Genomic DNA, 22,564 nt, shown 5'->3' with positions numbered 1-22,564 from the left:
ACAGCCGGTCCGTGCAACGGGCACCAGCCTCGGACGGCCGGTTCGTGCAACGGGCATCGGTCCCGGACGGCCGGACCGTACAACGGCAGCACCGGCGCCGGGGCAGCCGGTCCGCATACGGAGGCCGGCCCCGGACGGGCGTCCGGGGCCGGGTGAGCGGGGCTGTGCAGCCGGGTGAGTCGGGGGCGGTCAGCCGGAGGCCGAGGAGGTCGAGGAGGCCACGGTGGTGACGGTCGCTGGGTGCGCATCGGACACCGCGGACGCAGCGGGCGCTGTGGACCCCGCGGGCCGGGCGTCCTCGTCGGCGGCGACGGTCCCGTCGCCGAGGACGCTCTCGACGGCGGAGACGATCTCGTCCGGGCGTTCCAGGGGCAGCATGTGTCCGGCCCCGGGCAGCCGGGTGAAGCGTGCCCGGGGCAGCGCCTCGGCCACGGCGTGCCCCAGGTGCGGGGCGATGACGCGGTCGCCGTCGCCGGCCAGGACGACGGCGGGGGTGTGCACGGCGGCCAGGGCCGCGCGCAGGTCCATGCCGCGCGAGGAGCGGAACGCGTCGGCCCGTACCCGTGGCGAAGTGGCGGCGAACATCTGCCGGTTGACCTCCAGGGCGCGCCGGTCGACGCCCTTGCCCATCGTCTGCGCCAGCAGCCTGCGGCCCAGCGCGGGGCGGGCCAGCGCCCGGGAGAACAGGGCGCTGCCCATCATGCGGACCTCGCTGTCCGGGGTGTCCTGGTCGTGCGCCGCCGTGCCGAGCAGCACCAGGCCGCGCAGCGCGCGGGCGGCCGGGGCGCTCGCCTCGTCCGTCGCGTACGAGAGTGCGGCGAAGCCGCCGCCGGAGTGACCGACGAGGACGGCGTCCCGGGCCCCGGTGTGTTCCAGTACGGCGGCCAGGTCGGCGCCCAGCCGCGGCACGCTGAACGGCGCGCCGCCCGGGGTGGAGGCGCCGTGGCCGCGCAGGTCGGCGGCCACGACACGGTGGCCGCGGCGGATCAGCCGGTCGGCGACGCCGCCCCACACCCGGCGGGCCGCGGCCCAGCCGTGTGCGAGGACGACCGTCGTGCCGGACGCGGGGGCCAGCGGGGCGAGCACGGAGACGGCCAGCCGTGCGCCGTCGTCCGTGCACACCGTCGTCTCCGCCGCCCGGGGCGCGGACCCCCCGGGCGTCCCGGCACCGGCCACCGCGGAGGGGTCCGGCACCGCGCCCGCGGGGTGCCCGGGGCGGGCGGAGTGTGCGGAGTGTGCGGTGTCGGCGTCGGCTCCGGTGGCGCCGGGGGCTTCGGTGAAGTCCCGGGCGCCCGCGGAGTGTTCGGTGAGCATGCCGGTCATGACCGCCCCCCGGTGCCCGCGGCGGCGCTGCCGGCCGGCCGGTCCTGCGCGAGCAGGTCGCCCAGGGCGACGAAGGCCGCGCTGGTGGCCTTCGAGTGCTCCAGGCCCACGTCGGTCACCTTGGCGAGCGCTTTCAGCCAGCCGTGCGGCCGGCCCTGGAAGCGCATACCGATCCGGGTCCTGCTGCCGTCGCCGACCGGGTCGAGCCGGAAGCTGCTCGGCCCGCGGAAGACGCCGTCGACGTACTCGACGTCCAGCCGCCGGCCGGGCTCGACACCGGTCGTCCGCGCGGTGAACCGCAGCTTGGGGCCGCCGCCCTCGACGCCCTTGGTGTGCACCGTCACCCGCACCTCGCCGCCGACCCGGTCGGGCGAACCCGAGGCCGGGGCGAAGGTGTTGGACGGTACCCACCAGCGGGCCGCGCCGCGGAACTCCGCCAGCAGCGCCTCCCAGACGGCGTCGCAGGGCGCGTCGACGACTGCCTCGTCGACGAGGTCGTAACCGTTCATGCCGCTACTCCTGTGTCGGTCGGGTCAGGAGAAGAACCCCTGACCGGGGGTGAGGACGCCATCGGGGTCCCAGCGGCGCTTCGCGGCCTCGAACGCCTTCCACTGGTCCCCGAAGTGCTTGCGCCAGTCGTCCCGCGTCATCCCCGGCACGGCGCCGACCAGGTAGCGCTTGGCGCCGAGCGCCACGGCCTCGTCGTACAGCTTCCGGTTGTTCGCGAGCATCTTGTCGATGTCGGGGTTGCCGGGCGCGGGGAAGTTCAGCAGGTCGAAGAGGTAGGTGACCGGCTCGCCGGGCTGCACCGTCAGCGGCCGGGTCACCTTCGCCGTGGGGTACGGGTAGAAGAGCAGGAAGCCGCCGCCGAGCGTCTCGGGAGTGAGCTGGGAGGCCACCAGCTCCATGAACTCCCCGGCCTTCGACGCGGGCAGGAACAGGCTCAGCCACGGCTTGGGCTGATCCCAGAAGCCCTCCTCCTTCAGATACGCCTCGAACAGGTCGAGCCGGAACATGTAGTCGAGGTAGGTGCCGTCCTCGATGCCGGCGGCCGGCCGGTCGTCGCGCAGCCCGGCCAGCAGCTTCTCCCGGTCGGGCGCCGTGCCGCCCGACCAGTACGCGGCGGCCTCCAGCTTGTAGTGCCAGCCGGAGTCGTCCGGCTTGCGCAGGAGTTCACCGGCCTGCGCGTGGAAGCGGCCGTCGGCCATCACCTTCTCGGCGTCGGCGAGATAGGTGTCGAGGTCGTCGTAGTAGAGGCTGAAGACCAGGGCGCGCTCCGGCGCCTTGATCAGTTTCAGGACGGCGCGCACGATGATGCCGCACTGGCCCCCGCCGCCCAGTACCGCGTCGAACAGTGCCCGGTTCTGCGTCCGGGAGGCGGTCACCAGCCGGCCGGTGCCGGTCACGACATCGACCGAGAGGACGTTGTCCGTCTGGAGTCCGTACTTCTGGACGGTGCCGCCGACGCCGCCCAGGCTGAGCGTGCCGCCCACCGACAGGTGCAGATAGTCGGTGAGCGCGGGCGGCGTCAGCCCCTTCTCCGCTGCCGCGCGGGTCAGTTGGGCCCAGCTGGCTCCGGCCTCGACCACGGCGCGGTCGGAGCCGATGCGCACGATCTTCGACAGGCCGCGCGCGTCGACGGATATCCCGCCGGGCGCCTCGGCCTGGCCGTAGCAGGAGTGCGACTCGATGTCGTCGCCGGTGCCGCTGCGGCCGTTCATCGCGAGCGTCAGCTTGTTCTTCCGCGCGAAGGTGACCATCGTGCAGATGTCCCGCACGGAGCCGGGCCGCAGCACCGCCCACGGCGCCCCGCTCACCAGCTTGCCGAAGTCCTCCCCGAACGGACGGACCGCGTCCGGGGAGGTCTCCAGGGTGCCGTCCAGGTCCGGGACGGACACCGTGTCGGCGGGTGCGTGCCCCTGGGCGGCGGCCGTCCAGCCCTGGGTGGCGCTCCAGCCGGTCACCGTCACGGCGGCCAGCCCGCCCAGGACGCCACGGCGGGACAGTCTCTTGCTCGTCATCGTCGTCGTCTCCCGTTCGTCATGGCAGACGCACGGCCGGTCTCCCCGCTCCGACGCTCGTGGCGAGCTGGTATTCGTGCGGATCGAATCGCCGGGTCTGCCGGCGGAAACGCCACGTGTAGGTAGGCCAGATGGAGGGGTTGCGCCCGTGCTCGTCGAGATACCAGCTGCGGCAGTTTCCTGCGTTCCAGACGGTTCCGTCGAGCTTTGCGGACAATTTCTTGTTCCACTCCGACTGGGCTTTCGACCGGACCTCGACGCTGGCGAGATTCCGCTTGGACATCTCCTCCAGCGCGCCGAGCACATAGCGGATCTGCGCCTCGATCATCACCACCTGCGAGGAGTGCCCCAGCGTGGTGTTCGGGCCCAGCAGCATGAACAGATTGGGGAATCCGGAAATCGTCGTTCCGCGGTGTGCCGCCATGCCCTGCCGCTTCCACATGTCGCGCAGCAGGACGCCGTCCCGGCCCCGGATCCGGCCGGCGACGGGCCGGTCGGTGGCCTGGAACCCGGTGCCCAGGATGATCGTGTCGACCTCCCGCTCGGTGCCGTCCGCGGTGATCACCGAGCGCGGGCCGATCCGCTCGATGGAATCCGTGACGAGTTCGACATTGGGCTGCTGGACGGCCGGGTAGTACGCGTCGGAGAACAGCAGCCGCTTGCACGCCAGTACGTAGTCGGGCGTGAGCTTCGCCCGCAGCGCGGGATCCGGAACGCTCTTCTTCAGATGGTCGCTCGCCATCTTCTGCATCTTCGCCGCGACCTTCGGCCGGGACATCACGAAGGCCAGGATCTCCCGGCCCCACATGTTGAAGTTCCGCCGGAACCGCTGGTATCCGGGCACCTTGTGCAGCAGCCAGGACTGGAGAGCGGTGGTCGCCTTGTCGTTCTTCGGGCCGATCCACGGCGGGGTGCGCTGGTAGAGGTCCAGCCGGCCGACCTCCGGCTGGATCTTCGGCACGAACTGGATCGCGGAGGCGCCGGTGCCGATGACGGCGACGCGGCGGCCGGCCAGGTCGTGCTCGTGGTCCCAGCGCGAGGAGTGGAAGACCGTGCCCTCGAAGGAGTCCAGGCCCTCGATGTCCGGGACGGCCGGCTCGCTCAGATAGCCGGTGCCGGTCACCAGCACCTGGCAGGTGTACTCGCCGCCGGAGGTGACCAGATGCCAGCAGCGGGTGTCCTCGTCCCAGGTGGCCGACAGCAGCTCGTGGCGGAAGCGGATGTGCCCGCGCACCCCGAACCGGTCGGCGCACGCGCGCAGGTACGCCTGGAGTTCGGCCTGCTTGCCGAACGTCGACGACCAGCCGGGGTTGCGCGCGAACGAGAACGAGTACAGGTGCGACATCACATCGCACGCGCACCCCGGGTAGGAGTTGTCCCGCCAGGTGCCGCCCACCTCGTCGGCGCGCTCGAAGACGAGGAAGTCGTCGATGCCCTTGCGCAGCAGCTGGATCGCCATGCCCAGGCCGGAGAAGCCGCTGCCGACGACCGCCACCCGCAGATGCCGGGTCGGCCCGCCGCCCCGGGACGCGGGCGCGGACGCGGGCCGGCCGCCGGCGGGCCCGGGCGTGCCCGCCTTCTGCGCGAGGCCCGCCCCGGCGGGGCCGGCCGGCTGTGCGGCGTCCGGCGCGTCCGCGGTGCCCGTCGGATGTGTCGTGCTCGCCATGTGCGTCGTGCTCGTCATGCCGGCCTCCTCAGCGCCGCGCCACGGTGATGCGGAAGTTGTTGAAGAAGCGGTCCTCCAGCGTGTAGGCGAAGATGTCCAGATAGCGCTCGAAGCGGGCCACGACCTCCTCGCCCTCCAGCGCGACCGCCTCGTCCCTGCGGGCCGCCAGCAGCTCCAGCCACGCACGGCAGGCCACGGCGAACGACTCGCGCTCGTTGACGATCTCCACGACGTCGAACAGGCCCTCGGCGCCGCCCGTCAGCTCGTGCAGATGCGGGATGTGGCAGTTCTCGAACTCCGAACGCTGGAGGAACTTCAGATCGTCCAGCAGCCTGCGGTTCATCGGCAGCGCCTCGGCCGTCATCGTGTGCAGCACCAGCCGCGCACCCGGCCGCAGATTCGCCGCCACCTTCTGGAAGAACACCCGGAACTTCTTCGCCCGCTCCCGGGGCGGCAGCTCCGAACTGACGAAGTGCTCCAGCGCGTTGATGCAGAACGCCGCGTCGTACGGCTCGTCCGCGACGTGGTCCTCCCAGCTCTCCACCCGCGCCGTGATGCGCGGATTGTCCAGGGAGGCGACGAACCGCTCCTGGGTGCGGCTGAGCGTCAGCCCGACACCCTCGCGGACGCCGTGCACCGACGTCGCCCGGTTGAGCATCGTGCCCCAGCCGCAGCCGATGTCCAGCACCCGGCCCGCGCCCGCGGCGCCGGCCAGCTCCACGAAGCGGTCCAGCTTGCGCTCCTGGGCCTCGTCGAGCGCCTGGGTGAGGCCCTCGCCCTCCTCCCAGTAGCCGCCCGAGTACATCATCGTCGGGCCCAGCAGCAGACGGTAGAAGTCGTTGCTCACCTCGTAGTGGTGCCTGATCGCGTCGACCTCGGGGACCGACCTGTCCGCGACCGTCGTCATGGCCTCTCAACTCCCTCTGCGGGTACGGGTCCTGGCTCCTGCGCGGACCGGCTACGGGCCGCGTACGGATGGATGCCTGAAGCCAAGCGGTTCGCTGCAAGCCGCGCGCAACAAGCGCGCGTGACAGCCGTGTTGCGCCCCCCTTGCGTGCCGGGGGGTTCCATTCGAGGCGGGCCCGGTGAACGGCCGGGCCCCGACGGGCCCCGGGCACCGCCCGGACCCGTTCCACCCCGGTGCGAGCCGCCGGGCCCCTCCGACCGTGAGCGGGCACACCTCAGCACCCCGTCAGAGAGGACCGAGACCATGTCCCTGCCCACCATCGAAGAACTCGCCACCCAGCTGGAGGCCGTCTCCGGCGCCGAGAAGGTCGAGCCGGACCAGCCGCTCCAGCACATCGCGGACGTGGACTCCCTGGACCTGATGGAGTGGCTGTACGGCTTCCAGAACGCGTACCCGCACATCCCCGCCGACGAGTCGCTGTTCGCCGACATCGACGACACCACCACGCTGCGCGTCATCCACGAGCGGCTGCTGGCGCTCGCACCGGCCCAGGTCTGAGGGAGGCAGGGCGTGCCTGTCAACGACGCGTCCGCGGCTGCCGGGCCGCGGACGACAGCGAAAGGTGCGGGCTGCCGCGCACGCGCAGAAGTGAACGGAGAACCGCTGTGAACGGCTTCGAGATCACCGGGTGGGGCATGGCCGTACCCGAACGCGTGGTCACCAGCACCCAGCTCGCGGAGCGCTTCGGCGTCGACGAGCAGTGGGTCGTCAGCCGGTGCGGGATCCGGGAACGGCGGGCCGTCGGACCCGGGCAGACCACCGCCTCGCTGGCCGTCGAGGCCGGCCGGCGCGCCCTGGAGAGGGCCGGACGGGAGCCCGGCGAGATCGCCCACCTGATCGTCGCCACCGCCACCCCGGAACAGCCCTCTCCGGCCACCTCCGCGTTCGTCCACCACGACCTCGGCATCGCCGGCAGCGCACACGACGTCAACTCCGAGTGCGCGGGCTTCGTCTACGGCCTCGTCCAGGCGATGGGGCTGCTGCGGATGGACCCGCGCCCGGTGCTGCTGATCGGCTCCGACACCCACACCCTCACCGTCGACCCCGCCGACAAGGACCTGTCCATCCTCGTCGGGGACGGCGCCGGCGCGCTCGTGCTGGAGCCGTCCGCCGACGACCCGGTGCTCGGCTGGAACCTCGGCGCCGACGGACGGTGCACCGGCAGCCTCAAGGTGCTCGCCGGCGGCAGCCGGATGCCCACCACCGAGGACACCGTGCGCCAGGGCCTGCACTACGCCCGTATCAACGGCAACGAGATCTACCTCAACGCCGTGCGCTACACCGTGCGCACCGTCCGCGAGACGCTGGCCGCCGCCAAGGTCGAGGCGCCCGAGGTGTGCCACGTCGTGCCCCACCAGGCCAACATCCGCATCATCAACTCCATCGTCAGCCACACCGGGCTGCGGCCCGAGGCCCTCGTCACCAACCTCGACAAGTACGGCAACACCGCCTCCGCCTCGATACCCATCGCGCTGACCGAGGCGCTCGACGCGGGACGCATCCACGGCGGCGACACCGTGCTGCTCGCGGGCTTCGGCGCCGGCATGACCTGGGGGTCCGTGCTGCTGGAGTGGGGCGCGGGCTGGGGCGACAACAGGAAGGGGTCCGCATGAGCGCCACGCACACCACCGCACAGGACGGCACTCCTGCCGCCCCCGCCGGGCAGCCGGCCGGCGGAAAGGCGTCCGGGCGGCCCGAACAGCCCGTCGCCCTCGTCACCGGCGCCTCCGGCGGCCTCGGCCAGGCCCTCGCCCTGGAACTGGACGCCCTCGGCTGCCGGGTCGCCGTCCACTACAACCGTTCCGAGGCCGCGGCGCGGGCCGTCCGCGACAAGCTGCGCAACGACGCCACCGTCGTCACCGGCGACGTCGGCGACTACGACGCCGTCCGCGCCCTGTACGAGCGGATCGCGGACGACCTCGGGCCCGTCGACGTCCTCGTCAACAACGGCGCCATCCGCAAGGACGCGCTCATGGCCATGCAGTCGCCCGACGACTGGGCCGACGTCATCCGCACCAACCTCGTCGGCTCCTTCCACACCGCGCGGGTGGCCGTGGGCCACATGCTGCGCCAGCGGTGGGGACGCATCGTCAACATCGTCTCGCCGTCCGGCCTGATCGCCACCTCCGGCCAGACGGCCTACTCGGCCTCCAAGGCCGGGCTGATCGGCTTCACCCGGACCCTCGCCGCCGAGTGCGGGCGCCGCGGCGTCACCGTCAACGCGCTCTCGCCCGGGTTCATGATCACCGGGATGACGGAGGGGCTGTCCGACAAGGTCAAGGAGGGGATGGAGGCCAAGGCTCCCGTTCCCCGGTTCGTGACCGTCGAGGAAGTCGCCCGCAGCATGGGCCTGTTCCTCGACCAGGACTGCATGACAGGCCAGACCCTCAGCATCGACAGCGGCGTCACCCTCACCTGACCCCGCGGCTCCACCCCCCTCTGGCGGCCTGCCCACCCTCCCCGGGCAGGCCGCCATCCCTTCCACCCCCTGGGCCCGACGCCCCTGGGGTTCCTCGATTTCGACCCTTACCGCCGGGGTGCCCTGCGCGTACCGGGCCTCGTCCGGCGCTGATCGTCACGCCGTCGAGAGGGGCTACCGGGGCTGGGCGGGGGCGGACAGGTCACGAGGTGATGAGGCGGCGGGTGAAGCCGGCCCGGACAAGCGACTCGTATGCGGCGTGCACGTCGTCCGGGACCTCCTGCTCGATCGCGAATCCGAGCCGGGGGTACTCGATGACCCGTTGCAGGTCGCCGACGAGCATGTCCAGAACGAGCCTCCCGTCCCCGATGGTCTTGAGGTAGTCGTCGAACTCCAACGGCTCCGCGGCGCACAGCACTTCGACCTCCGGCCACAGCCTCCGGGCGGTCGCGAACGAGCGCCTTTCCATGTAGGGCTTGGAGATCAGCAGCACCGTGGCCGGGTGCATCCCCGCGTCGGCGAGAAGCGCACGCGAGAAGGCGATGTTCTGCCCGGTGTTGCTCGCGTGGGGCTCCACCAGGATCGCCTCGGCGGGAACGCCGAGTTCCACGGCGTGCTCGCGGAAGTGGACGGCCTCCCCACGGGGGAAACGAGCCTGCGTGGTGGGGCTGTTGCCGCCGGTGAACACGAGGGTGGGGAACAGTCCGGAGCGGTACAGCTCGGCGGAGCGGGCGGCGACGCCGAGGTCGTGGCTGCCCAGGCCGATCGCCACGTCGACCGGCCGCAGCCGGTGCCGCATCCGGTGGTAGTTCCAGATCACCGTGGCCTGGTGCCACTGGTCCTCGGTGAGGGCCTGCTGGTCGTCGCGCACGTGCTCTTCTCCCTGGTCACCGTTGCCGGGGGCCGGCCGGCCCCTCGCTCATGGCCTTGACGCTCCCGATACTGCGCAGCTGGTGCACGAGTCCGTACTGCGCGGCCACCTGGGCGGCCCGGTCGAGGACGAGAAGTCCATCCTCCCTGCTCGCCGCGTCGGACAGCAGGATGTGGCCGTGTGCTGTGTCCAGGCGTACGCGTTGCATCGGTGAGTCGGCCGGCCCGCTGGTCCGGGCGACGTCGATGAAGCGCAGCGCCTGGTCGAGGTCGCCGGCGCCGCGCCGGGCGAGGGCGAGCTTCTGGTGGGCCACGGACCAGTCGTCCGGCTCGGTGAGGTCTTCGAAGTCGCGGATCGCGCCCCGCATGACGCGGGTGGCGTACTCGTGCCGGCCGTCCTTGCTCAGGGCCGTCCCCACCCACAGCCGGGCCCTCGCCCGGTCGCGGTGGGCGAGTCGCTCGTCGTCGGCGAGGGATGCGTAACTGCGGGCGGCGATCTCCAGCTTCCCGGACATCTCGTCCACGACCGCGAGGGACAGGTCGAGCTGGGCGACACGGCGGGGGATGCCGAGCTGGGTGAAGACCGCCCGGGCGGCGGCATAGGAGTGCCGGGCCGACAGCGGGCCCCGCACGGCGCCCCGGTCGCGTCCGAGGTCGCCGAGCAGCGCGTGGGAGCGGGCCAGGAGGTACAGGCCCTTCTCGTCCGGCGCGGCGGCCCGGAACCGCACCAGCCACCGGGTCAGGAGAGCGTCGGCGAACGCGAAGTGCTGCCGGGACAGAGCGACGACGACGCGGTCGAGGTCGTCGGCCCACGACTCGTACTCACAGCCCTTCCGCCTGTCATCGAAGCAGATCCGGGGCAGTCGGCGGTACAGAAGTGGAACGGAAGTGGAACGGTGGGTGATGGGCGCCGACTTGGCCGGACGGCACGCTCGGAGTGTCACTGCTTCCCGAACCCTGGGGGACGGTCCCGAGCATGGAACCTCTCACGGAGCGTCGCCGGACCGGCGGCCCGCGCGCGGACGGCATCCGTCGGTCCGGTGCCACGTGCGTGCCGGGCGTCGAACTGTGCGGGCCGCGATGACCCGGACGATCCGACGGTTCTTCGAGGCCCGCCCCGAGTCGGTCGGTCGGGCACGGGCCTTCGTCACCGAGATCCTGGCCGAGTGGGGCGTGTCGGGCCGTGCCGAGGACATTCGGCTCTGTGTCTCCGAGCTCGCCACGAACGCGGTCGTCCACGGCACCGCTCCCGGCCACGGGTTCCTGGTCGGGCTCGTTGTCGAGGGGGACGTGGTGCGGACGGAAGTGCACGACGGCCGCGCCCGGCGCCCGAAGGCCCGCCGGGCCACCGCCGTGGACACCACCGGACGCGGGCTGGCCCTGGTCGACGCGCTGGCCGACGGCTGGGGCGTCGAGGAGCGCATCCCCTGCGGAAAGCTCGTCTGGGCGTGCTTCAAGACCGCCGGGGAGACCTGAGCGGCCCCCGGTTCCCGGGAGCTTCCCTAGGCACCCCCCACGCTCCCGTCCGGCGCGTACGCATGCCGGAACGTGAAGGCGTGGGGGGTGGGGCCGTGGGTGTGGAGGTGGTGGAGGTGGGTCACGCCGTGTTGCCAGGTGGGGGTGGTGGTGTCGGGGGTCCACCAGAGGACGTGGCCGGGGTGTCCGGTTCTCTCGAACCAGTCGTGGCGTCTGCGCAGCGCCTCGCGGTGCAGGCCGGTGTGGACGGCGTCGAAGGCGGGGCGCAGGCCGGTCCAGAGGGAGAGGGTCGCGGCGAGGGCGGTGGTCTGCGCTGTGCGGCCCTTGTCGTACCAGGACGGTACGGCGAACTCTCCCCAGGCGCCCCAGTCCGCCTCGAAGTGCGAGCCCCGGTCGCCGTGTTCCGCTTCGGCGTGTGCGAGATATCCGGGGTGGCGGGCGATCTCCCGGTAGACGGTCTCTCCGATGTCGTAGAACTCCTGCGTGAGGGGTGCGGGGTCGGCGAGAGGCGCTTTCAGGACGCCGAATGTGTACAGCGCAAGACGGGGCATACGTCTCTCCCTGGTCCGGGGCGGGTGCCGGGTGCGGTCCCGAAGGAATCCCTGTGCGGCCGTTCCCGGCCGCCGAGGGCCCGGTGAAGGTAGCTGTCTCGGCGAGCCCTGTCGAAGTTGCGTTTTTCCTCTTCGAGTGGCCTTCCGTACGGGCTTTTTCGGGGTGCGGCACGATGCCGCCCGGCCTGCTTCGGGAGCGGGCCGGGCGGGCGTCAGGGAGAGGGGAAAGGCCGGGAGCGTGCCGTTACTTGGCCGGGGGCGGGCAGGTGCCGGTCTCTTCGCCGATGGAGTTGATTTCCGCGTTGGGGCGCGGGTCACCGGCGTAGTTGACCTGGTCGGTGCACTTGACGCCGTCCTTCTTCGGCGTGCCGGGCTTCACATCGTCCTTCTGCGGGGCCGGGCACTTTCCGGTGTCGGCGCCGATGGAGTTGATTTCCGCGTTGGAGCGCGGGTCGCCCGCGTAGTTGAACTTGTCGGTGCAGCGGGCGTCCTTCTCGTTGGGGGTGTCGGGTGCCGCGCTGCTGCTCTTCTGCGGGGCCGGGCACTTTCCGGTGTCGGCGCCGATGGAGTTGATCTCGGCGTTGGAGCGCGGGTCGCCCGCGTAGTCGATCTTGTTGGTGCAGCGCTCCCCGTCCCGCTGGGAGGCGTCGGCCGCGGAGCCGTCCGAGGACGTGGAGGCGCTCGCGGAGGCCGACGGGCCGGGCTCGCCGGACGAGTCGTTGCTCGCGCCGGTGTTGTCGCAGGCTGTGAGCGCCAGGCCGGCGGCGACGGCGGCGAGGGCGAATACCGAGAACTTCCGGGCGGGCATCGAGGTCTCCTCAACGGGTCTGCGGGGTCTGCGGGTCTGCCTACGGCGGGCAGGGCCGGTGGTTTCGGGTGTCGGCGGGCGGATGGCACTGCCTGCCACCGGTGGAGCGGTGCCGGACGCCGCGCCGGAGTACCGGGCCGGTACTCCGGCGCGGCCGTCCTGCCGCGCTACCGGGCGGTGCGCGGCCGGGAGGGCCGGCCGCTGCGCCCGGTGCGGGTCAGCTCAGGAGCAGCCCTTGTAGAACGAGGCCCAGCCGTCGGTGGGCATGGCGGGCGGCTCGGCCCAGGTGCCCGTCTCGCCGTACTTGTTGTTCTGCTCGCGGTCGAAGCCGGCGAGGCCGCCGTCCGGCTTCGACAGGCGCACGTCGCGGTCGGTGACGCCGTCGCCGGCGTTGTTCAGCACGGCGAGGTCGGGGTACGCGTCGTCGTTGTAGCGGGCGACGCTCAGCCCCTGCACCTCGCCCATGTCACCGATGTCGGAGTGCGTGGCGTCGGGGGAGGACAGGTCCGCGCGGTTCAGCGGGCCCGGACGGTATTCCGCGAGGCGGGCCGTCGAGGGGTCGTCGCCGCCGCTCGGCTCGACGATGTTGACGACCAGGTCCAGGGTGCCGTCGTTGTCGAAGTCGGCGACGGCCGCGGTCGCCTCCTCGCCCTTCTTGGTGCCGAGGAGGTCCTTGACGGCGACCTTCTCGCCGAACGTGCCGTCCTTCTTGCCCCACTCGACGGTCATCTTGGTGCCGTCGTGCCCGGGGTTGCTGATGCGGTCCTGTATGCCGTCACCGTCGAGGTCGCCGAGCAGCGTGGTGGCGTCGGCCAGGCAGGGGGCCGAGGCGCCGGCGGCGGCCTTGCCCGAGTCGGCCGGTTCGGCGGCGCCGGCCTGGTAGCCGGCGTAGCACAGGCTCAGGGCGGCGGCCGCGAGCGGTGCGGCGATCCAGCGGGAACGGGTGCGAAGCATGGGCAAGCTCCATTCTGTCGTTGTCGCGGTGTCTGATGCGGGCCCCGCCACGGGAGTTCACGACGGACCCGCCGCGTGACGCGCCTGTGACAAACGACTTTCCGGCGCTCCTCGACCGGGGCCTTCCGGGCCGGCGCCGCACCCGCCCCGGACCCGCGCGCGACGGCTGCCGCGCACACACGTCGGCCCCCGCGCCGCACGGGCGCGGGGGCCGGACCACCGCTCGACGGCGGGGAGTCAGCGGTGGGCGGCGCGGCCACGCGGAGAGGCCGGTGCGGGCGCGGCGCCGGGTGCCGGGTCCGGGGTGCGCAGCAGCCGCAGATAGGTGTGCTGGGTCTCGGCCGAGGGGTCGATGCCCAGTTCCTCGACGAGGAGTTCGCGCAGGTCCTGGTAGGCGCGCAGGGCTTCGGCGCGGTTGCCGGCGGCGGTGTGCGCGGTCATCCGGCAGCGGTGGGCGCTCTCGCGGAGCGGGGCGCGGCGCACGGCCTCGTCGGCGTAGCGCAGGGCGTGGTGCTCGTCGTGCAGCGCCGAGGCGGACAGGCTCGCCAACTCCAGGGCGCGCAGCCGCAGTTCGTCGACCCATTCGCGGACGGCGCACACCCATTCGCCGTCGTGCGCGGGCAGGAAGGAGCCGCGCAGATTGCTGACGGCGCCGGCGGTGAGCTGGTGGGCGACGGCGTGGGCGCCGGCCGCGTAGGCGTCCTGCGCCTCGGTGACGGCGACGTCGGCGGCCTCGATGTCGACGGCCGCGTCGTCGGGCAGGCGCAGCAGATACCGGCCGCCCTGCGAGACCAGGGGCGTCTCGCCCGGCTTCTGGTGCGGGCAGGTGAGGTGGGAGCGGACCCGGCTGACGACGCTGCGCAGCGCGGACGCCCAGGTGTTGGGCAGGCCCTCGGGCCAGATGGTGTCCGCGAGCTGGTCGCGCCCGGTTCCCGAGGAGCGCTCCAGGATGAGCCGGGCGAAGGCCACCTGGGCCTGGGCGCTGGAGAGGTGCTGGGGCGGGAAGCCCTCGTGTTCGATGGTGACCAGGCCGGACAGTCGGATCAGCATTACGGTCCCCCATGACATCGGCGCGCCCGTGGGAAAGGGCGCCGGAGCGTGTGCGGTTCCTTGCCGTGCGGTCGTGCCGGCCGCCGCGGTGTTCCTCGGCGCCGCCCGGCGGAATTCCGCCGCGTCCACGGGCGGTGCCGAGTTCTCCGGTCCGGCACCTGCCGGCCTCTTCGGCCCCTCCCGGCCGCTTCGGCGGATGCGGCGGATGCGGCGGGTTCGCGGGTTCAGTGGGTTCGGCGCGTTCGGCGCGTTCGGCGCGTTTCGGCGCGTTCGGCGGGTTCGGGTGACTTCGGCGTCTTCCGGCGTTCCCGGCAAGGGGGTTGCCGCCCGTTCCGGGCGTCGACGTGCTGCCTTTCCGCCGGGCGCCGGAATGTGTGCGGCGGCACGCCCGGCAGCCTCCTCCCCGGACGTCGTACGCCGATTGATTCCGGCTAAAGCCGCCGGGAACCCGCTGGTCGCGCCGGTGTTGCGCCCGTCTTGCGGTGCCCGGCGAAGAATTCTCGACGCGAGGGACAAAGCCGAAAGCGCGGACCGAGGAGACGCAGGTGAACACTTCCGGAGGCTGGAAACGGCTCGAATCCAAGTTGGCCGCCACTCAAGAACGCGTGCAGTCGCTGGAATGGGAGCCCGCGCGGCGCAACAGTTTCGTCGCCTACACCGTGGAACGCGACAGCGCGTACGCCGAACTCGACGGGCGCAGGCTGCTGATGATGTCCGGGTACAGCTATCTGGGGCTGGCCGGTGACGAGCGGGTGGTGGCCGCGGCGAAGGCCGCCCTCGACCTGTACGGCACCGGCAACCACGGGGTGCGGGCCCTCGCGGGCAGCATTCCGCTGCACGAGGAACTGGAGGCCGAGGTCGCCCGGTTCGCCGGCCGCGAGCGTGCGATGGTCTTCGGCTCCGGCTACGCGGCGAACGTCGGCACCGTGGCGGGCATCGTCGGCCCCGGCGACACCGTGTTCATCGACAAGTACGACCACGCGAGCATCGTCGACGGCTGCCGGCTGTCCGGCGCCACCGTCACCCGCTTCCGGCACAACGACGTCGACCACCTGGCCCGCCGGCTGCGCGCCGCGGACCCGGGCGGTGTCCGGCTCGTCATCGTCGACAGCGTCTACTCGATGGACGGCGACATCGCGCCGCTGCCCGAGCTGCGCAAGGTGTGCGACGAGCACGACGCGCTGCTGATGGTCGACGAGGCGCACGCGCTCGGCGTCATCGGCCCCGTCGGGGGCGGTATCGAGGACCACTTCGGCCCCGGCTGCGAGGTCGACATCAAGCTCGGCACCCTCTCCAAGGCCATCCCCTCGATGGGCGGCTGGGTCGCCGGGCCGGCCGCGCTCATCGCCCATCTGCGGTACGCGGCACGCCCGTTCCTCTTCTCCGCCGCGCTCGGCCCGGCGCAGGCCGCCGCCGCGCTGGAGGCACTGCGGATCCTGCGGCGCGAACCGGAGCGGGTCGCGCACGTCCAGCACCAGGCCGAGCGGCTGCGCACCCGGCTGAACGCCGCGGGGCTGCGCACCCAGAACAGCGAGACGGCGGTGCTGCCGCTGATCGCCGGATCCGACGAGGCCGCCTACGACCTGGCCACCACCTGCCGGGAGAACGGGGTGATCGGCCTGCCGGTCGTCAGCCCGGCCGTGCCCAACGACCTGGCCCGGCTGCGGATCGCCGTCACCGCACGGCACACCGCCGACGACATCGACGCGGCGGCCGAGGCGTTCGTGGCCTCCGCCCGGGCCTGCCGCATCCTGCCCGCCTGACGAGACGCACGGGATTCCACCATGACCACTGAACGGACCACTGAACGCCGGCCGGGCCGCAGTGCCGTCTCGGTCACCGGGATCGGGGTCGTCACCCCGGCGGGGTGCACGCCCGAGGACCTCTGGGCCGCGCTGCGCGCCGGCCGCTCCACCGCCACCGCCCTGGACCGCCCCGAACTGGCGCGGCACCGGGTGCGCATCGGCTGCCCGGTGCGCGGTCTCGACGCCGCGAGCGCCGCCGTCGGCGTCACCGGCAAGGAGGCCCGGCGCATGGACCCGTTCGCGGTCTACGGCACCACCGCGGCCCTCTCCGCGCACCGGGACGCGGGCGCGCCCGCCCCCGACCCGGCCCGTACAGCGCTCGTCGTCGGCAACGCGGTCGGCGGGCGGACGGTCAGCGACCGCGAGTCGGCGCTGTTCACCGAGGGCGGCCCGCACCGGGTCAACCCGCTGATGCCGCTGCTGACCATGCCGAACGCCGCCGCCGCGCACCTGGCGATGCGGCTGGGCTGGACGGGCCCCGCGCTGACCGTCGCCACGACCTGCGCGAGCGGCGCCGACGCCGTCGGCCACGCCCTCGCGCTGCTGCGTGCCGACCGCGCCGACGTGGTGATCGCCGGGGGCTGCGAGGCGACGCTGACACCGGTCACGCTCGCCGGATTCGGCAACCTGGGCGCCGTCTCGCTGCGCAACGACGAACCCGCCCGCGCCTGCCGCCCGTTCGACGCCGACCGGGACGGCTTCGTGATGGGGGAGGGCTCCGCCTTCGTCGTCCTGGAACGCACCCGGGACGCGGTGGCCCGCGGCGCCCGCCGCTACGCGGAGGTGGCCGGGTACGCCTCCGGTACCGACGCCTACCACCTGTCCATGCCGCAGCCGGACGGCGCCTGCGCGGCCGAGGTGATGAGCGCCGCGCTCGCCGACGCGGGGCTCGCGCCGGCGGACGTCGCGCACATCAACGCGCACGGCACCGCGACCGAGCACAACGACCGGGCCGAGGCCGAGGCCCTGCACAAGGTGTTCGGCTCCCGCACCCCGCCGGTCACCGCGACCAAGAGCGTCGTCGGCCACCTCATCGGCGCCGCGGGCGCCGTCGAACTCGTCGCCGCCGTGCAGGCGATGCGTGCCGGTGAGGTGCCGCCCACCGCCAACCACGAACGCCAGGAGCCAGGAATGGACATCGACGTGGTCCACGGCACGCCACGCACCGTCGCACCCGGGCCCGCCCTGTCGAACTCCTTCGGCTTCGGCGGTCACAACGCGGCCCTGGTGGTGGTGCCGTCATGACCGCCCCCGCCCGCACCGGGTCCGGCCCCGCCACCGGGGCCACCGCTCCCGCCGCTGCCGCCTCCGCCGGTGGTGTCGGCCCTGCCGCCGCTCCGGCCCCGACCGGTGGAGTCGGCCCCGCTGCCGGTGCCGCTGGCCCCGCGCCCGCCCCTGCCGCCGGTCCCGTCACCGGAACCCCGCACCCCCTCGACGCCGCGGCGGTGACCGCCTACCGGGCCGCCGTCCGCGCCGGGGCGCCCGCCGCGCGGACGGCCGACGCCTCGCCCGTGCACGCCTTCGTGCTGGCACACGCGCTCGCCGACGAGACGGTGCGCGCCCTGGCCGCCGTCGAGCCCGAGCCGCCGACCGTCGTCCACCTCGCCCAGGAGATCCGGCTGGCCCGGCCCGTGCGGCCCGGGGAGACGCTCGTCCCCACGCTGGAGGTGGCCGGCGCGCGGCGGGAGCCGCAGGGCACCCGCGTCGCCGTCCGCACCCGGCTGACCGGGGACGACGGCCGGGACACCGCCCCCGTCGGCGACGCCGCCACCGCCGCCGTCGCCGAGCTGACCACCACCGCGCTGCTCCAGGGAGCCACCGGCGTCGCCCCCTTCGGCTCGCTGCCGCCGGCCGCACCCCCGCCCGCGTCCGGGGAGAACGGCGAACCGTCCGTCGTCACACGGGAGTTGACCGCCGAGCAGGTGCGCGCGTACGCCCACGCCGCAGGGGACCTCAACCCGATCCATCTGGATCCGGCCGCGGCACGCGCCGCCGGGTTCGAGACCGTCCTCGTGCACGGCATGCATGTGATCGCCCTCGCCTGCGAGGAGATCGCCGACCGGTACGCGGACGGCGACATCGCCCGCATCACCGCCGTCGGCGGCCGGTTCTCCGCACCCGTCCACCCGGGGGTTCCGGTGGAGCTGACCCTCCAGCCGGACGGCGGCCCGGGCGCACCCCGCGCCGTGCGCTACTCCTGCCGCACCCCCGCGGGCCCGGCCGTCAAGAGCGGCTGGGTGGAGCTGGCACCGGAGGGCGGTGGCCGCGATGCGTGAACACCTCGGTCTCGCGGGCGGCTTCCTCGGTCAGGTGCGGGCCCGGCCCGACGCGCCCGCCCTCGTGTGGCAGGGCGAGGAGGTGAGCTACCGCGCCCTGTACGAGGCCGCGGGCCGTGAGCGGGAGCGGCTGGCGCTGCTCGGGCTCGCCCCCGCTGAGCCGGTCGGTGTGCTGGCCCCCAAGTCCCCGGCGACGATCGCGCTGGTGCTGGCCTGTGTGCTGACCGGGCGGCCCTTCCTGCTGCCCTCGCCCGCGCTCGCGGACGCCCAGCTCGCCGACCTGTTCGCGCAGGCGGGCTGCCGCGCCGTCCTGGCGCCGCAGGGCACGGCGGAGCGGGTGCTGCCGGACTCCGGCGTCGCCTCGCAGCCCGTGCCGGACGGCACCACGTTCATGCTGACCACCTCCGGCTCCACCGGGCTGCCGAAGATCGTGCCGCTGGGTGCCGCGGCCGTGGACCGGTTCACCGCCTGGGCCGGGCCGGCCTTCGGCATCGGCCCCGGCACCGGCGTCCTCAACCACGCGCCGCTCAACTTCGATCTGTGCCTGCTGGATGTGTGGACGACGCTGGCGCACGGCGGTCACGTCGTCCTCGTCGACCCCGACCGCGGGGTGCGCGGCGGCCATCTGCTGGGGCTGCTGGAGAGCGGGACGGTGCACGTCGTGCAGGCCGTGCCGATGGTGCACGCGCTGGTGGCGGACGCGGCCCGGCGGGCCGGTGTGCGGCGGCTGCCGGCGGTGCGCCACCTCATGGTCACGGGGGACGCCGTGCCGCAGCGCGTCCTCGTCCAGCTGCCGGGCCTGTTCCCGAACGCGCGGCTGCACAACATCTACGGCTGCACCGAGACCAACGACAGCTTCGTCCACGAGATCGACCGCGATGCGGTGCACCGCCCGGTGCCCATCGGCCGGCCCGTGCCCGGTGCGGCGGCGCTCGTCGTCGACGCGGACGGCGCCGTCGTCGAGGGCCCGGGCGCGGGGGAGTTGTACGTCTCCACGCCCTTCCAGTCGCCCGGCTATCTGGACCGCACCCGCCACAGGGGCGCCTTCACCGGGCATCCGGCGGCGCTCCGGCCCGCCGGTGAGGCCCCGGCCGACGGCGCGGACAGCGGCGCGGACGGCGGGTCGGACGCCGGGTCGGACCCCGAGCAGGCCGACGGCGCGCACGTCGGCGCGGACGGCGGTGCGGACGCTGCCCGCGCCTGGTTCCGCACCGGCGATCTGGTCCGCAGGGACGCCGAGGGACGGCTGCATCTGACCGGGCGCCGCGACCACCAGGTCAAGGTGCGCGGTGTCGCGGTCAACACCGCCGAGGTCGAGCGGGTGCTGCTCGGGCACCCCGCCGTGCTGGAGGCGGGTGTCACGGCCCGGCCGGACCCGCTGACCGGGCGCAGCCTCGTCGCCCGGGTCCGCCGCAGGCCCGGCGCCGCGCTCAACAGCCTCCAGCTCAAGCAGCACTGCGCCCTCGGCCTGCCCAAGGCGGCCGTCCCGTCGGCCCTCACGGTCGTCGACGGGCCGCTGCCCAAGACCTCCACAGGAAAGGTCGACCGCACCGCGCTCGGCCGGCTCAGCGAGTTGCCCACAGCCGAAGGAAGGACGTCATGAGTCACATCGAGACCATCAAGCAGTTCATCGTCGAGGAGTTCCTGCCCGACGTCACCCCCCAGCAGCTCGCCGACGACCACGACCTCCTCTCCGACGGCGTCATCGACAGCCTGGGCGTGCTCAAGCTGATCGCCTGGGTCGAGGAACGGTTCGGGCTCGCCGTCGACGACACCGACCTGGACCCGGACAACTTCCGCAGCGCGGCGTCCATCGACGCGTTCGTCGCCGCCGCGCCCCAGCGGGTGGGCAGCCAGCCATGCACGAGGTGATCACCGGACTGCTCGCGGGACGTCCGGTGGCCGAGCGCGAGACCTGGCGCTCGCTGTGGGACCGGCTCGGCGACGGCACGCTCGGAAAGGAGCAGGCCGTCGCCCTGCTGGCCTCGCTGACGACCAGGCTCCCCGGCTCCGACACCCTGCGCGCCCTGATCGAGTCCCTGCACGAGCGGCGCCCGGCCCCGGGTACCGCGGGCGCCGCCGAGGCCCTGGGGACCGGCGGTGCCGCCGACGCCCTGGGCAGCGCCGGTGCCGTCGACACCTCGGGCGCCGTCAACATCGTCGGCACCGGCGGCGGCCCCGCCACCTTCAACATCTCGACGGCGGCGGCCTTCACCGCCGCTGCCTGCGGTGTCCGGGTCGTCAAGACCGGCTCGCGGGCCTACACCTCCCAGCTGGGCTCCGTGGATCTGCTCCAGCGGCTCGGGGTGCGGCTGACCTCCTCGTACGCGGAGACGGCCGCGGCCCTCGGGCGGGACGGCATCGCCTTCGCCGGGCCGTTCGTCTACCCGGCGGAGCTGACCCGGCTGGCCCGCACCGTACTGCCGCTCGGTATGCGGCCGTTCGGCCGGTTCCTCAACGCACTCGGGCCGTTCCTCGCCGAACTGCCGGTCGCGGCGCAGGTCACCGGCGTCTCGCACGCCGTGCCCCTGGACACGCTGCGCGCGCTGGCCGCGGCGCAGGCGGCCGGTACGGGCCGCCGGATCTGGCTGACCGGCAACGCGCACGGCGCCGACGAACTGCTCGGCTTCAGCGACAACACCGTGCACACCCAGGAAGGGCGACTCGACCTGAAGGCGGGCGCGTTGACCCGGGGCGACGGCGGCTTCGCCCAGCTGCGCCCCGTCGAACCGGAGGAGGCGCCCGCGCACTTCCTCGCCGTGCTGTCCGGTGCGGCCCACCCCGTCGCCGTCGACACCGTCTGCCTCAACGCCGCGGCGCTCGCCGTGGCCGCCGGGCACCGGGCCGACTGGGCCGCCGCGGTCGCGGACGCGCGCGAGGCGATCGCCTCCGGCGCCGTGCGCGCCCTCGTGGAGCGGGTCAGCGGCACGGCGGCGGAAGCGGCCGGTCGGCGGGCGGCGGGCGGTCCCGGGAGAGCACCCGAGCCGGAGGTGGCCCGTGGCTGACTTCTTCACCCGGAGCGGGCCGGGGCGCCCCGGCCTCGCCCTCTTCGTCAACGCCGGCGATCCGCCCCTCGACGCCCTGCCGGACCTCGCCCTCGCGCTCGACGAGCAGGGCACCGACTGCCTCGAACTGGCCGTCCCCTTCCCGGACTCCGTCACCGACGGCCCCGTCATCCGGCGCTCGGCCCGCCGCGCCCTGGAGCGCGGCACCGGGCTCGACGAGGTGCTGGAGTGCCTGGCTGGGTTCCGGCCCCGGCTGCGCCGGCTGCGGGTCGCGCTGCTCGTCGACTGGAGCCACTCCCTCAAGCGGCGCGACCACGCGGCGGCGCTCGGCGAGATCGCGGCGGCCGGGGCCGACGGCGTGCTGGTGCACGCGCTGCCGCCGCGGCTGCGCGAGACCCATCTGGCCGCCGCCGGGCACGCCGGGCTGCCGGTCGTCTCCACCTGCTACCAGAACAGCCCCGACCGGGTGCGGGCGCGGGCCGCCGCCGACGCCTCCGGCTATCTGTATCTCGTGGCCCACTACGGCCGCAGCGGCACCGCGCCCGCCGCCGGACACGGCGCGCTCGCCGGCACGGTCGCCGGGCTGCGGTCGCTCACCAGCTCCCCGATAGCCGTCGGCTTCGGGGTCAGGACCCGGCAGGACGTGCAGGCCGTCGCGGCCTGCGGGGCCGATGCCGCGGTCATCGGCTCCGCCGGGGTCGCCCGGATCGAGAGCGCCCTCGAAGAGGGGCGCGACCCGGTCCGTGCGCTCGGCGCGTTCGTCCGGTCCGTCCAGCCGGTGCGTTCCCTCGCACCCACGCCGAACAGGAGTTGAGAAATGATCATCCGTGACCTGGATTCCGTGAAGACCGTCGAGTGGGGCAACGGCCTCAGCCGCCGTTTCCTGCTGGCCTCCGACGGTGTCGGCTACTCCCTGACCGACACCCTGGTCCGGGCCGGCACCAAGTCCCGCCTGGAGTACCGCAACCACATCGAGGCGTGCTACTGCATCGAGGGCTCCGGCGAGGTCATCGAGCTGGACGGCACCGCGCACCCCATCGAGCAGGGCCGCATGTACGCGCTGGACAACCACGACCCGCACTATCTGGTCGCGAGCCCGCACGAGGACATGCGGCTGGTCTGTGTGTTCATCCCGGCCCTGGGCGGCGACGAGGCGCACAGCCTCGATGAACACCGCTCGTCCGCCTACTGAAACAGGCCCGGCGGCAGCTGCCTAACGGAAGCTGCCCTACGGCAGGCGTCCTACCGCAACAGCCGTACGCCACCGGCCCGTTCGGCAGATCCCGTACGGCACCAGCCCTACGGCACCAGCCTTACGGCACCAGCCTTACGGCACCAGCCTTACGGCACCGGCCCTACGGCCACGGCCCGAT

General features: G+C 73.5%; 23 protein-coding genes. 12 read left to right on the top strand and 11 right to left on the bottom strand.

Annotated elements, in window-relative coordinates:
• Positions 1-189: 189 nt before the first annotated feature.
• The 5 genes from SCA03_RS24740 to SCA03_RS24720 are packed head-to-tail and all read right to left on the bottom strand — an operon-like array spanning position 190 to position 5,917.
• Entirely contained in the window at positions 190-1,323 is a 1,134-nt protein-coding gene (locus SCA03_RS24740; protein WP_268932856.1) for an alpha/beta fold hydrolase, read from the bottom strand.
• Entirely contained in the window at positions 1,320-1,832 is a 513-nt protein-coding gene (locus SCA03_RS24735) for an SRPBCC family protein (protein ID WP_086815962.1), read from the bottom strand. The genes SCA03_RS24740 and SCA03_RS24735 overlap by 4 nt, the downstream gene beginning before the upstream one ends.
• A 24-nt stretch (positions 1,833-1,856) precedes the next feature.
• Positions 1,857-3,344: an FAD-binding protein gene (locus tag SCA03_RS24730; RefSeq protein WP_086815964.1), complete on the bottom strand. Its 1,488-nt coding sequence runs from the start codon at positions 3,342-3,344 to the stop codon at positions 1,857-1,859.
• Between the two features lie 19 nt (positions 3,345-3,363).
• Positions 3,364-5,028: a flavin-containing monooxygenase gene (locus tag SCA03_RS24725; protein WP_230988891.1), complete on the bottom strand. Its 1,665-nt coding sequence runs from the start codon at positions 5,026-5,028 to the stop codon at positions 3,364-3,366.
• A 10-nt stretch (positions 5,029-5,038) separates the two neighbouring features.
• Entirely contained in the window at positions 5,039-5,917 is an 879-nt protein-coding gene (locus SCA03_RS24720; RefSeq protein WP_030874385.1) for a class I SAM-dependent methyltransferase, read from the bottom strand.
• Between the two features lie 303 nt (positions 5,918-6,220).
• On the opposite strand from SCA03_RS24720, the gene SCA03_RS24715 reads away from it, so the two are divergent.
• The 3 genes from SCA03_RS24715 (at position 6,221) to SCA03_RS24705 (ending at position 8,396) form a co-directional block, all read left to right on the top strand.
• Positions 6,221-6,475 (top strand): hypothetical protein, encoded by a 255-nt coding sequence (locus SCA03_RS24715; protein ID WP_030874382.1) that lies wholly within the window; start codon positions 6,221-6,223, stop codon positions 6,473-6,475.
• A 107-nt stretch (positions 6,476-6,582) separates the two neighbouring features.
• On the top strand, positions 6,583-7,590 hold the full coding sequence (locus tag SCA03_RS24710) for a 3-oxoacyl-ACP synthase III family protein (RefSeq protein WP_086815966.1): 1,008 nt from the start codon (positions 6,583-6,585) through the stop codon (positions 7,588-7,590).
• Entirely contained in the window at positions 7,587-8,396 is an 810-nt protein-coding gene (locus SCA03_RS24705; RefSeq protein ID WP_051847089.1) for an SDR family NAD(P)-dependent oxidoreductase, read from the top strand. Before SCA03_RS24710 ends, SCA03_RS24705 begins: the two co-directional genes overlap by 4 nt.
• Before the next feature lie 202 nt (positions 8,397-8,598).
• Here SCA03_RS24705 and SCA03_RS24700 read toward each other — a convergent pair whose 3' ends face one another.
• Entirely contained in the window at positions 8,599-9,267 is a 669-nt protein-coding gene (locus tag SCA03_RS24700; RefSeq protein ID WP_030874374.1) for a YdcF family protein, read from the bottom strand.
• A 16-nt stretch (positions 9,268-9,283) separates the two neighbouring features.
• Positions 9,284-10,210 (bottom strand): tetratricopeptide repeat protein, encoded by a 927-nt coding sequence (locus SCA03_RS24695; protein WP_230988890.1) that lies wholly within the window; start codon positions 10,208-10,210, stop codon positions 9,284-9,286.
• 136 nt (positions 10,211-10,346) lie between these two features.
• Here SCA03_RS24695 and SCA03_RS24690 point away from each other — a divergent pair, with 136 nt between their 5' ends.
• Positions 10,347-10,742, top strand: a complete 396-nt coding sequence (locus tag SCA03_RS24690) for an ATP-binding protein (protein ID WP_086815118.1) — start codon at positions 10,347-10,349, stop codon at positions 10,740-10,742.
• 26 nt (positions 10,743-10,768) lie between these two features.
• Here SCA03_RS24690 and SCA03_RS24685 read toward each other — a convergent pair whose 3' ends face one another.
• The 4 genes from SCA03_RS24685 to SCA03_RS24670 form a co-directional block, all read right to left on the bottom strand.
• Positions 10,769-11,293 carry a DUF3291 domain-containing protein gene (locus SCA03_RS24685; RefSeq protein ID WP_030895193.1) on the bottom strand — a complete coding sequence of 175 codons (525 nt, stop codon included), beginning with the start codon at positions 11,291-11,293 and terminating at the stop codon, positions 10,769-10,771.
• Positions 11,294-11,537: 244 nt separating this feature from the next.
• Positions 11,538-12,101: a hypothetical protein gene (locus SCA03_RS24680; protein ID WP_086815117.1), complete on the bottom strand. Its 564-nt coding sequence runs from the start codon at positions 12,099-12,101 to the stop codon at positions 11,538-11,540.
• Between the two features lie 222 nt (positions 12,102-12,323).
• Positions 12,324-13,055 carry an FG-GAP repeat domain-containing protein gene (locus SCA03_RS24675; RefSeq protein ID WP_086815116.1) on the bottom strand — a complete coding sequence of 244 codons (732 nt, stop codon included), beginning with the start codon at positions 13,053-13,055 and terminating at the stop codon, positions 12,324-12,326.
• Between the two features lie 237 nt (positions 13,056-13,292).
• Complete coding sequence (locus SCA03_RS24670) at positions 13,293-14,105, bottom strand: AfsR/SARP family transcriptional regulator (RefSeq protein WP_086815115.1); 813 nt, start codon at positions 14,103-14,105, stop codon at positions 13,293-13,295.
• Positions 14,106-14,650: 545 nt separating this feature from the next.
• Here SCA03_RS24670 and SCA03_RS24665 point away from each other — a divergent pair.
• Genes SCA03_RS24665 through SCA03_RS24630 form a run of 8 tightly spaced genes read left to right on the top strand, consistent with a single transcriptional unit; the run spans position 14,651 to position 22,383 of the window.
• Positions 14,651-15,868 carry an aminotransferase class I/II-fold pyridoxal phosphate-dependent enzyme gene (locus SCA03_RS24665; protein ID WP_086815114.1) on the top strand — a complete coding sequence of 406 codons (1,218 nt, stop codon included), beginning with the start codon at positions 14,651-14,653 and terminating at the stop codon, positions 15,866-15,868.
• Positions 15,869-15,889: 21 nt separating this feature from the next.
• Complete coding sequence (locus SCA03_RS24660) at positions 15,890-17,155, top strand: beta-ketoacyl-[acyl-carrier-protein] synthase family protein (protein ID WP_141275659.1); 1,266 nt, start codon at positions 15,890-15,892, stop codon at positions 17,153-17,155.
• Positions 17,152-18,186, top strand: coding sequence for a MaoC/PaaZ C-terminal domain-containing protein (locus tag SCA03_RS24655; protein WP_176602534.1), 1,035 nt, complete (start codon positions 17,152-17,154; stop codon positions 18,184-18,186). The genes SCA03_RS24660 and SCA03_RS24655 overlap by 4 nt, the downstream gene beginning before the upstream one ends.
• The gene (locus SCA03_RS24650; RefSeq protein WP_141275658.1) at positions 18,179-19,789 is read left to right on the top strand and encodes an AMP-binding protein; all 1,611 of its coding nucleotides are present in this window, start codon (positions 18,179-18,181) and stop codon (positions 19,787-19,789) included. The genes SCA03_RS24655 and SCA03_RS24650 overlap by 8 nt, the downstream gene beginning before the upstream one ends.
• Entirely contained in the window at positions 19,786-20,058 is a 273-nt protein-coding gene (locus tag SCA03_RS24645; RefSeq protein WP_086816020.1) for an acyl carrier protein, read from the top strand. Before SCA03_RS24650 ends, SCA03_RS24645 begins: the two co-directional genes overlap by 4 nt.
• Entirely contained in the window at positions 20,046-21,191 is a 1,146-nt protein-coding gene (locus SCA03_RS24640) for a hypothetical protein (RefSeq protein WP_086816022.1), read from the top strand. The genes SCA03_RS24645 and SCA03_RS24640 overlap by 13 nt, the downstream gene beginning before the upstream one ends.
• Positions 21,184-22,005, top strand: a complete 822-nt coding sequence (gene trpA, locus SCA03_RS24635; protein ID WP_086816024.1) for a tryptophan synthase subunit alpha — start codon at positions 21,184-21,186, stop codon at positions 22,003-22,005. The genes SCA03_RS24640 and trpA overlap by 8 nt, the downstream gene beginning before the upstream one ends.
• 3 nt (positions 22,006-22,008) lie before the next feature.
• On the top strand, positions 22,009-22,383 hold the full coding sequence (locus tag SCA03_RS24630; protein ID WP_030874341.1) for an ectoine synthase: 375 nt from the start codon (positions 22,009-22,011) through the stop codon (positions 22,381-22,383).
• Positions 22,384-22,564 lie beyond the last annotated feature (181 nt).

Origin of the sequence: Streptomyces cacaoi (assembly GCF_006539165.1) — a bacterium.
GTDB classification, from domain to species: Bacteria; Actinomycetota; Actinomycetes; order Streptomycetales; family Streptomycetaceae; genus Streptomyces; species Streptomyces cacaoi.
Note: the sequence above shows the minus strand (reverse complement) of the source record. Positions and strands in the feature narration are given on the sequence as shown.

What these genes read in the sequence shown, in the direction of transcription:
- SCA03_RS24730 (WP_086815964.1), bottom strand. Translation starts at nt 3,344, where the DNA reads ATGACGAGCAAGAGACTGTCCCGCCGTGGCGTCCTGGGCGGGCTGGCC.
- SCA03_RS24705 (WP_051847089.1), top strand. Translation starts at nt 7,587, where the DNA reads ATGAGCGCCACGCACACCACCGCACAGGACGGCACTCCTGCCGCCCCC.
- SCA03_RS24670 (WP_086815115.1), bottom strand. Translation starts at nt 14,105, where the DNA reads ATGCTGATCCGACTGTCCGGCCTGGTCACCATCGAACACGAGGGCTTC.
- SCA03_RS24725 (WP_230988891.1), bottom strand. Translation starts at nt 5,028, where the DNA reads ATGACGAGCACGACGCACATGGCGAGCACGACACATCCGACGGGCACC.
- SCA03_RS24660 (WP_141275659.1), top strand. Translation starts at nt 15,890, where the DNA reads ATGACCACTGAACGGACCACTGAACGCCGGCCGGGCCGCAGTGCCGTC.
- SCA03_RS24675 (WP_086815116.1), bottom strand. Translation starts at nt 13,055, where the DNA reads ATGCTTCGCACCCGTTCCCGCTGGATCGCCGCACCGCTCGCGGCCGCC.
- SCA03_RS24685 (WP_030895193.1), bottom strand. Translation starts at nt 11,293, where the DNA reads ATGCCCCGTCTTGCGCTGTACACATTCGGCGTCCTGAAAGCGCCTCTC.
- SCA03_RS24740 (WP_268932856.1), bottom strand. Translation starts at nt 1,323, where the DNA reads ATGACCGGCATGCTCACCGAACACTCCGCGGGCGCCCGGGACTTCACC.
- SCA03_RS24630 (WP_030874341.1), top strand. Translation starts at nt 22,009, where the DNA reads ATGATCATCCGTGACCTGGATTCCGTGAAGACCGTCGAGTGGGGCAAC.
- SCA03_RS24735 (WP_086815962.1), bottom strand. Translation starts at nt 1,832, where the DNA reads ATGAACGGTTACGACCTCGTCGACGAGGCAGTCGTCGACGCGCCCTGC.
- SCA03_RS24645 (WP_086816020.1), top strand. Translation starts at nt 19,786, where the DNA reads ATGAGTCACATCGAGACCATCAAGCAGTTCATCGTCGAGGAGTTCCTG.
- SCA03_RS24680 (WP_086815117.1), bottom strand. Translation starts at nt 12,101, where the DNA reads ATGCCCGCCCGGAAGTTCTCGGTATTCGCCCTCGCCGCCGTCGCCGCC.
- SCA03_RS24690 (WP_086815118.1), top strand. Translation starts at nt 10,347, where the DNA reads ATGACCCGGACGATCCGACGGTTCTTCGAGGCCCGCCCCGAGTCGGTC.
- SCA03_RS24655 (WP_176602534.1), top strand. Translation starts at nt 17,152, where the DNA reads ATGACCGCCCCCGCCCGCACCGGGTCCGGCCCCGCCACCGGGGCCACC.
- SCA03_RS24650 (WP_141275658.1), top strand. Translation starts at nt 18,179, where the DNA reads ATGCGTGAACACCTCGGTCTCGCGGGCGGCTTCCTCGGTCAGGTGCGG.
- SCA03_RS24720 (WP_030874385.1), bottom strand. Translation starts at nt 5,917, where the DNA reads ATGACGACGGTCGCGGACAGGTCGGTCCCCGAGGTCGACGCGATCAGG.
- SCA03_RS24640 (WP_086816022.1), top strand. Translation starts at nt 20,046, where the DNA reads ATGCACGAGGTGATCACCGGACTGCTCGCGGGACGTCCGGTGGCCGAG.
- SCA03_RS24715 (WP_030874382.1), top strand. Translation starts at nt 6,221, where the DNA reads ATGTCCCTGCCCACCATCGAAGAACTCGCCACCCAGCTGGAGGCCGTC.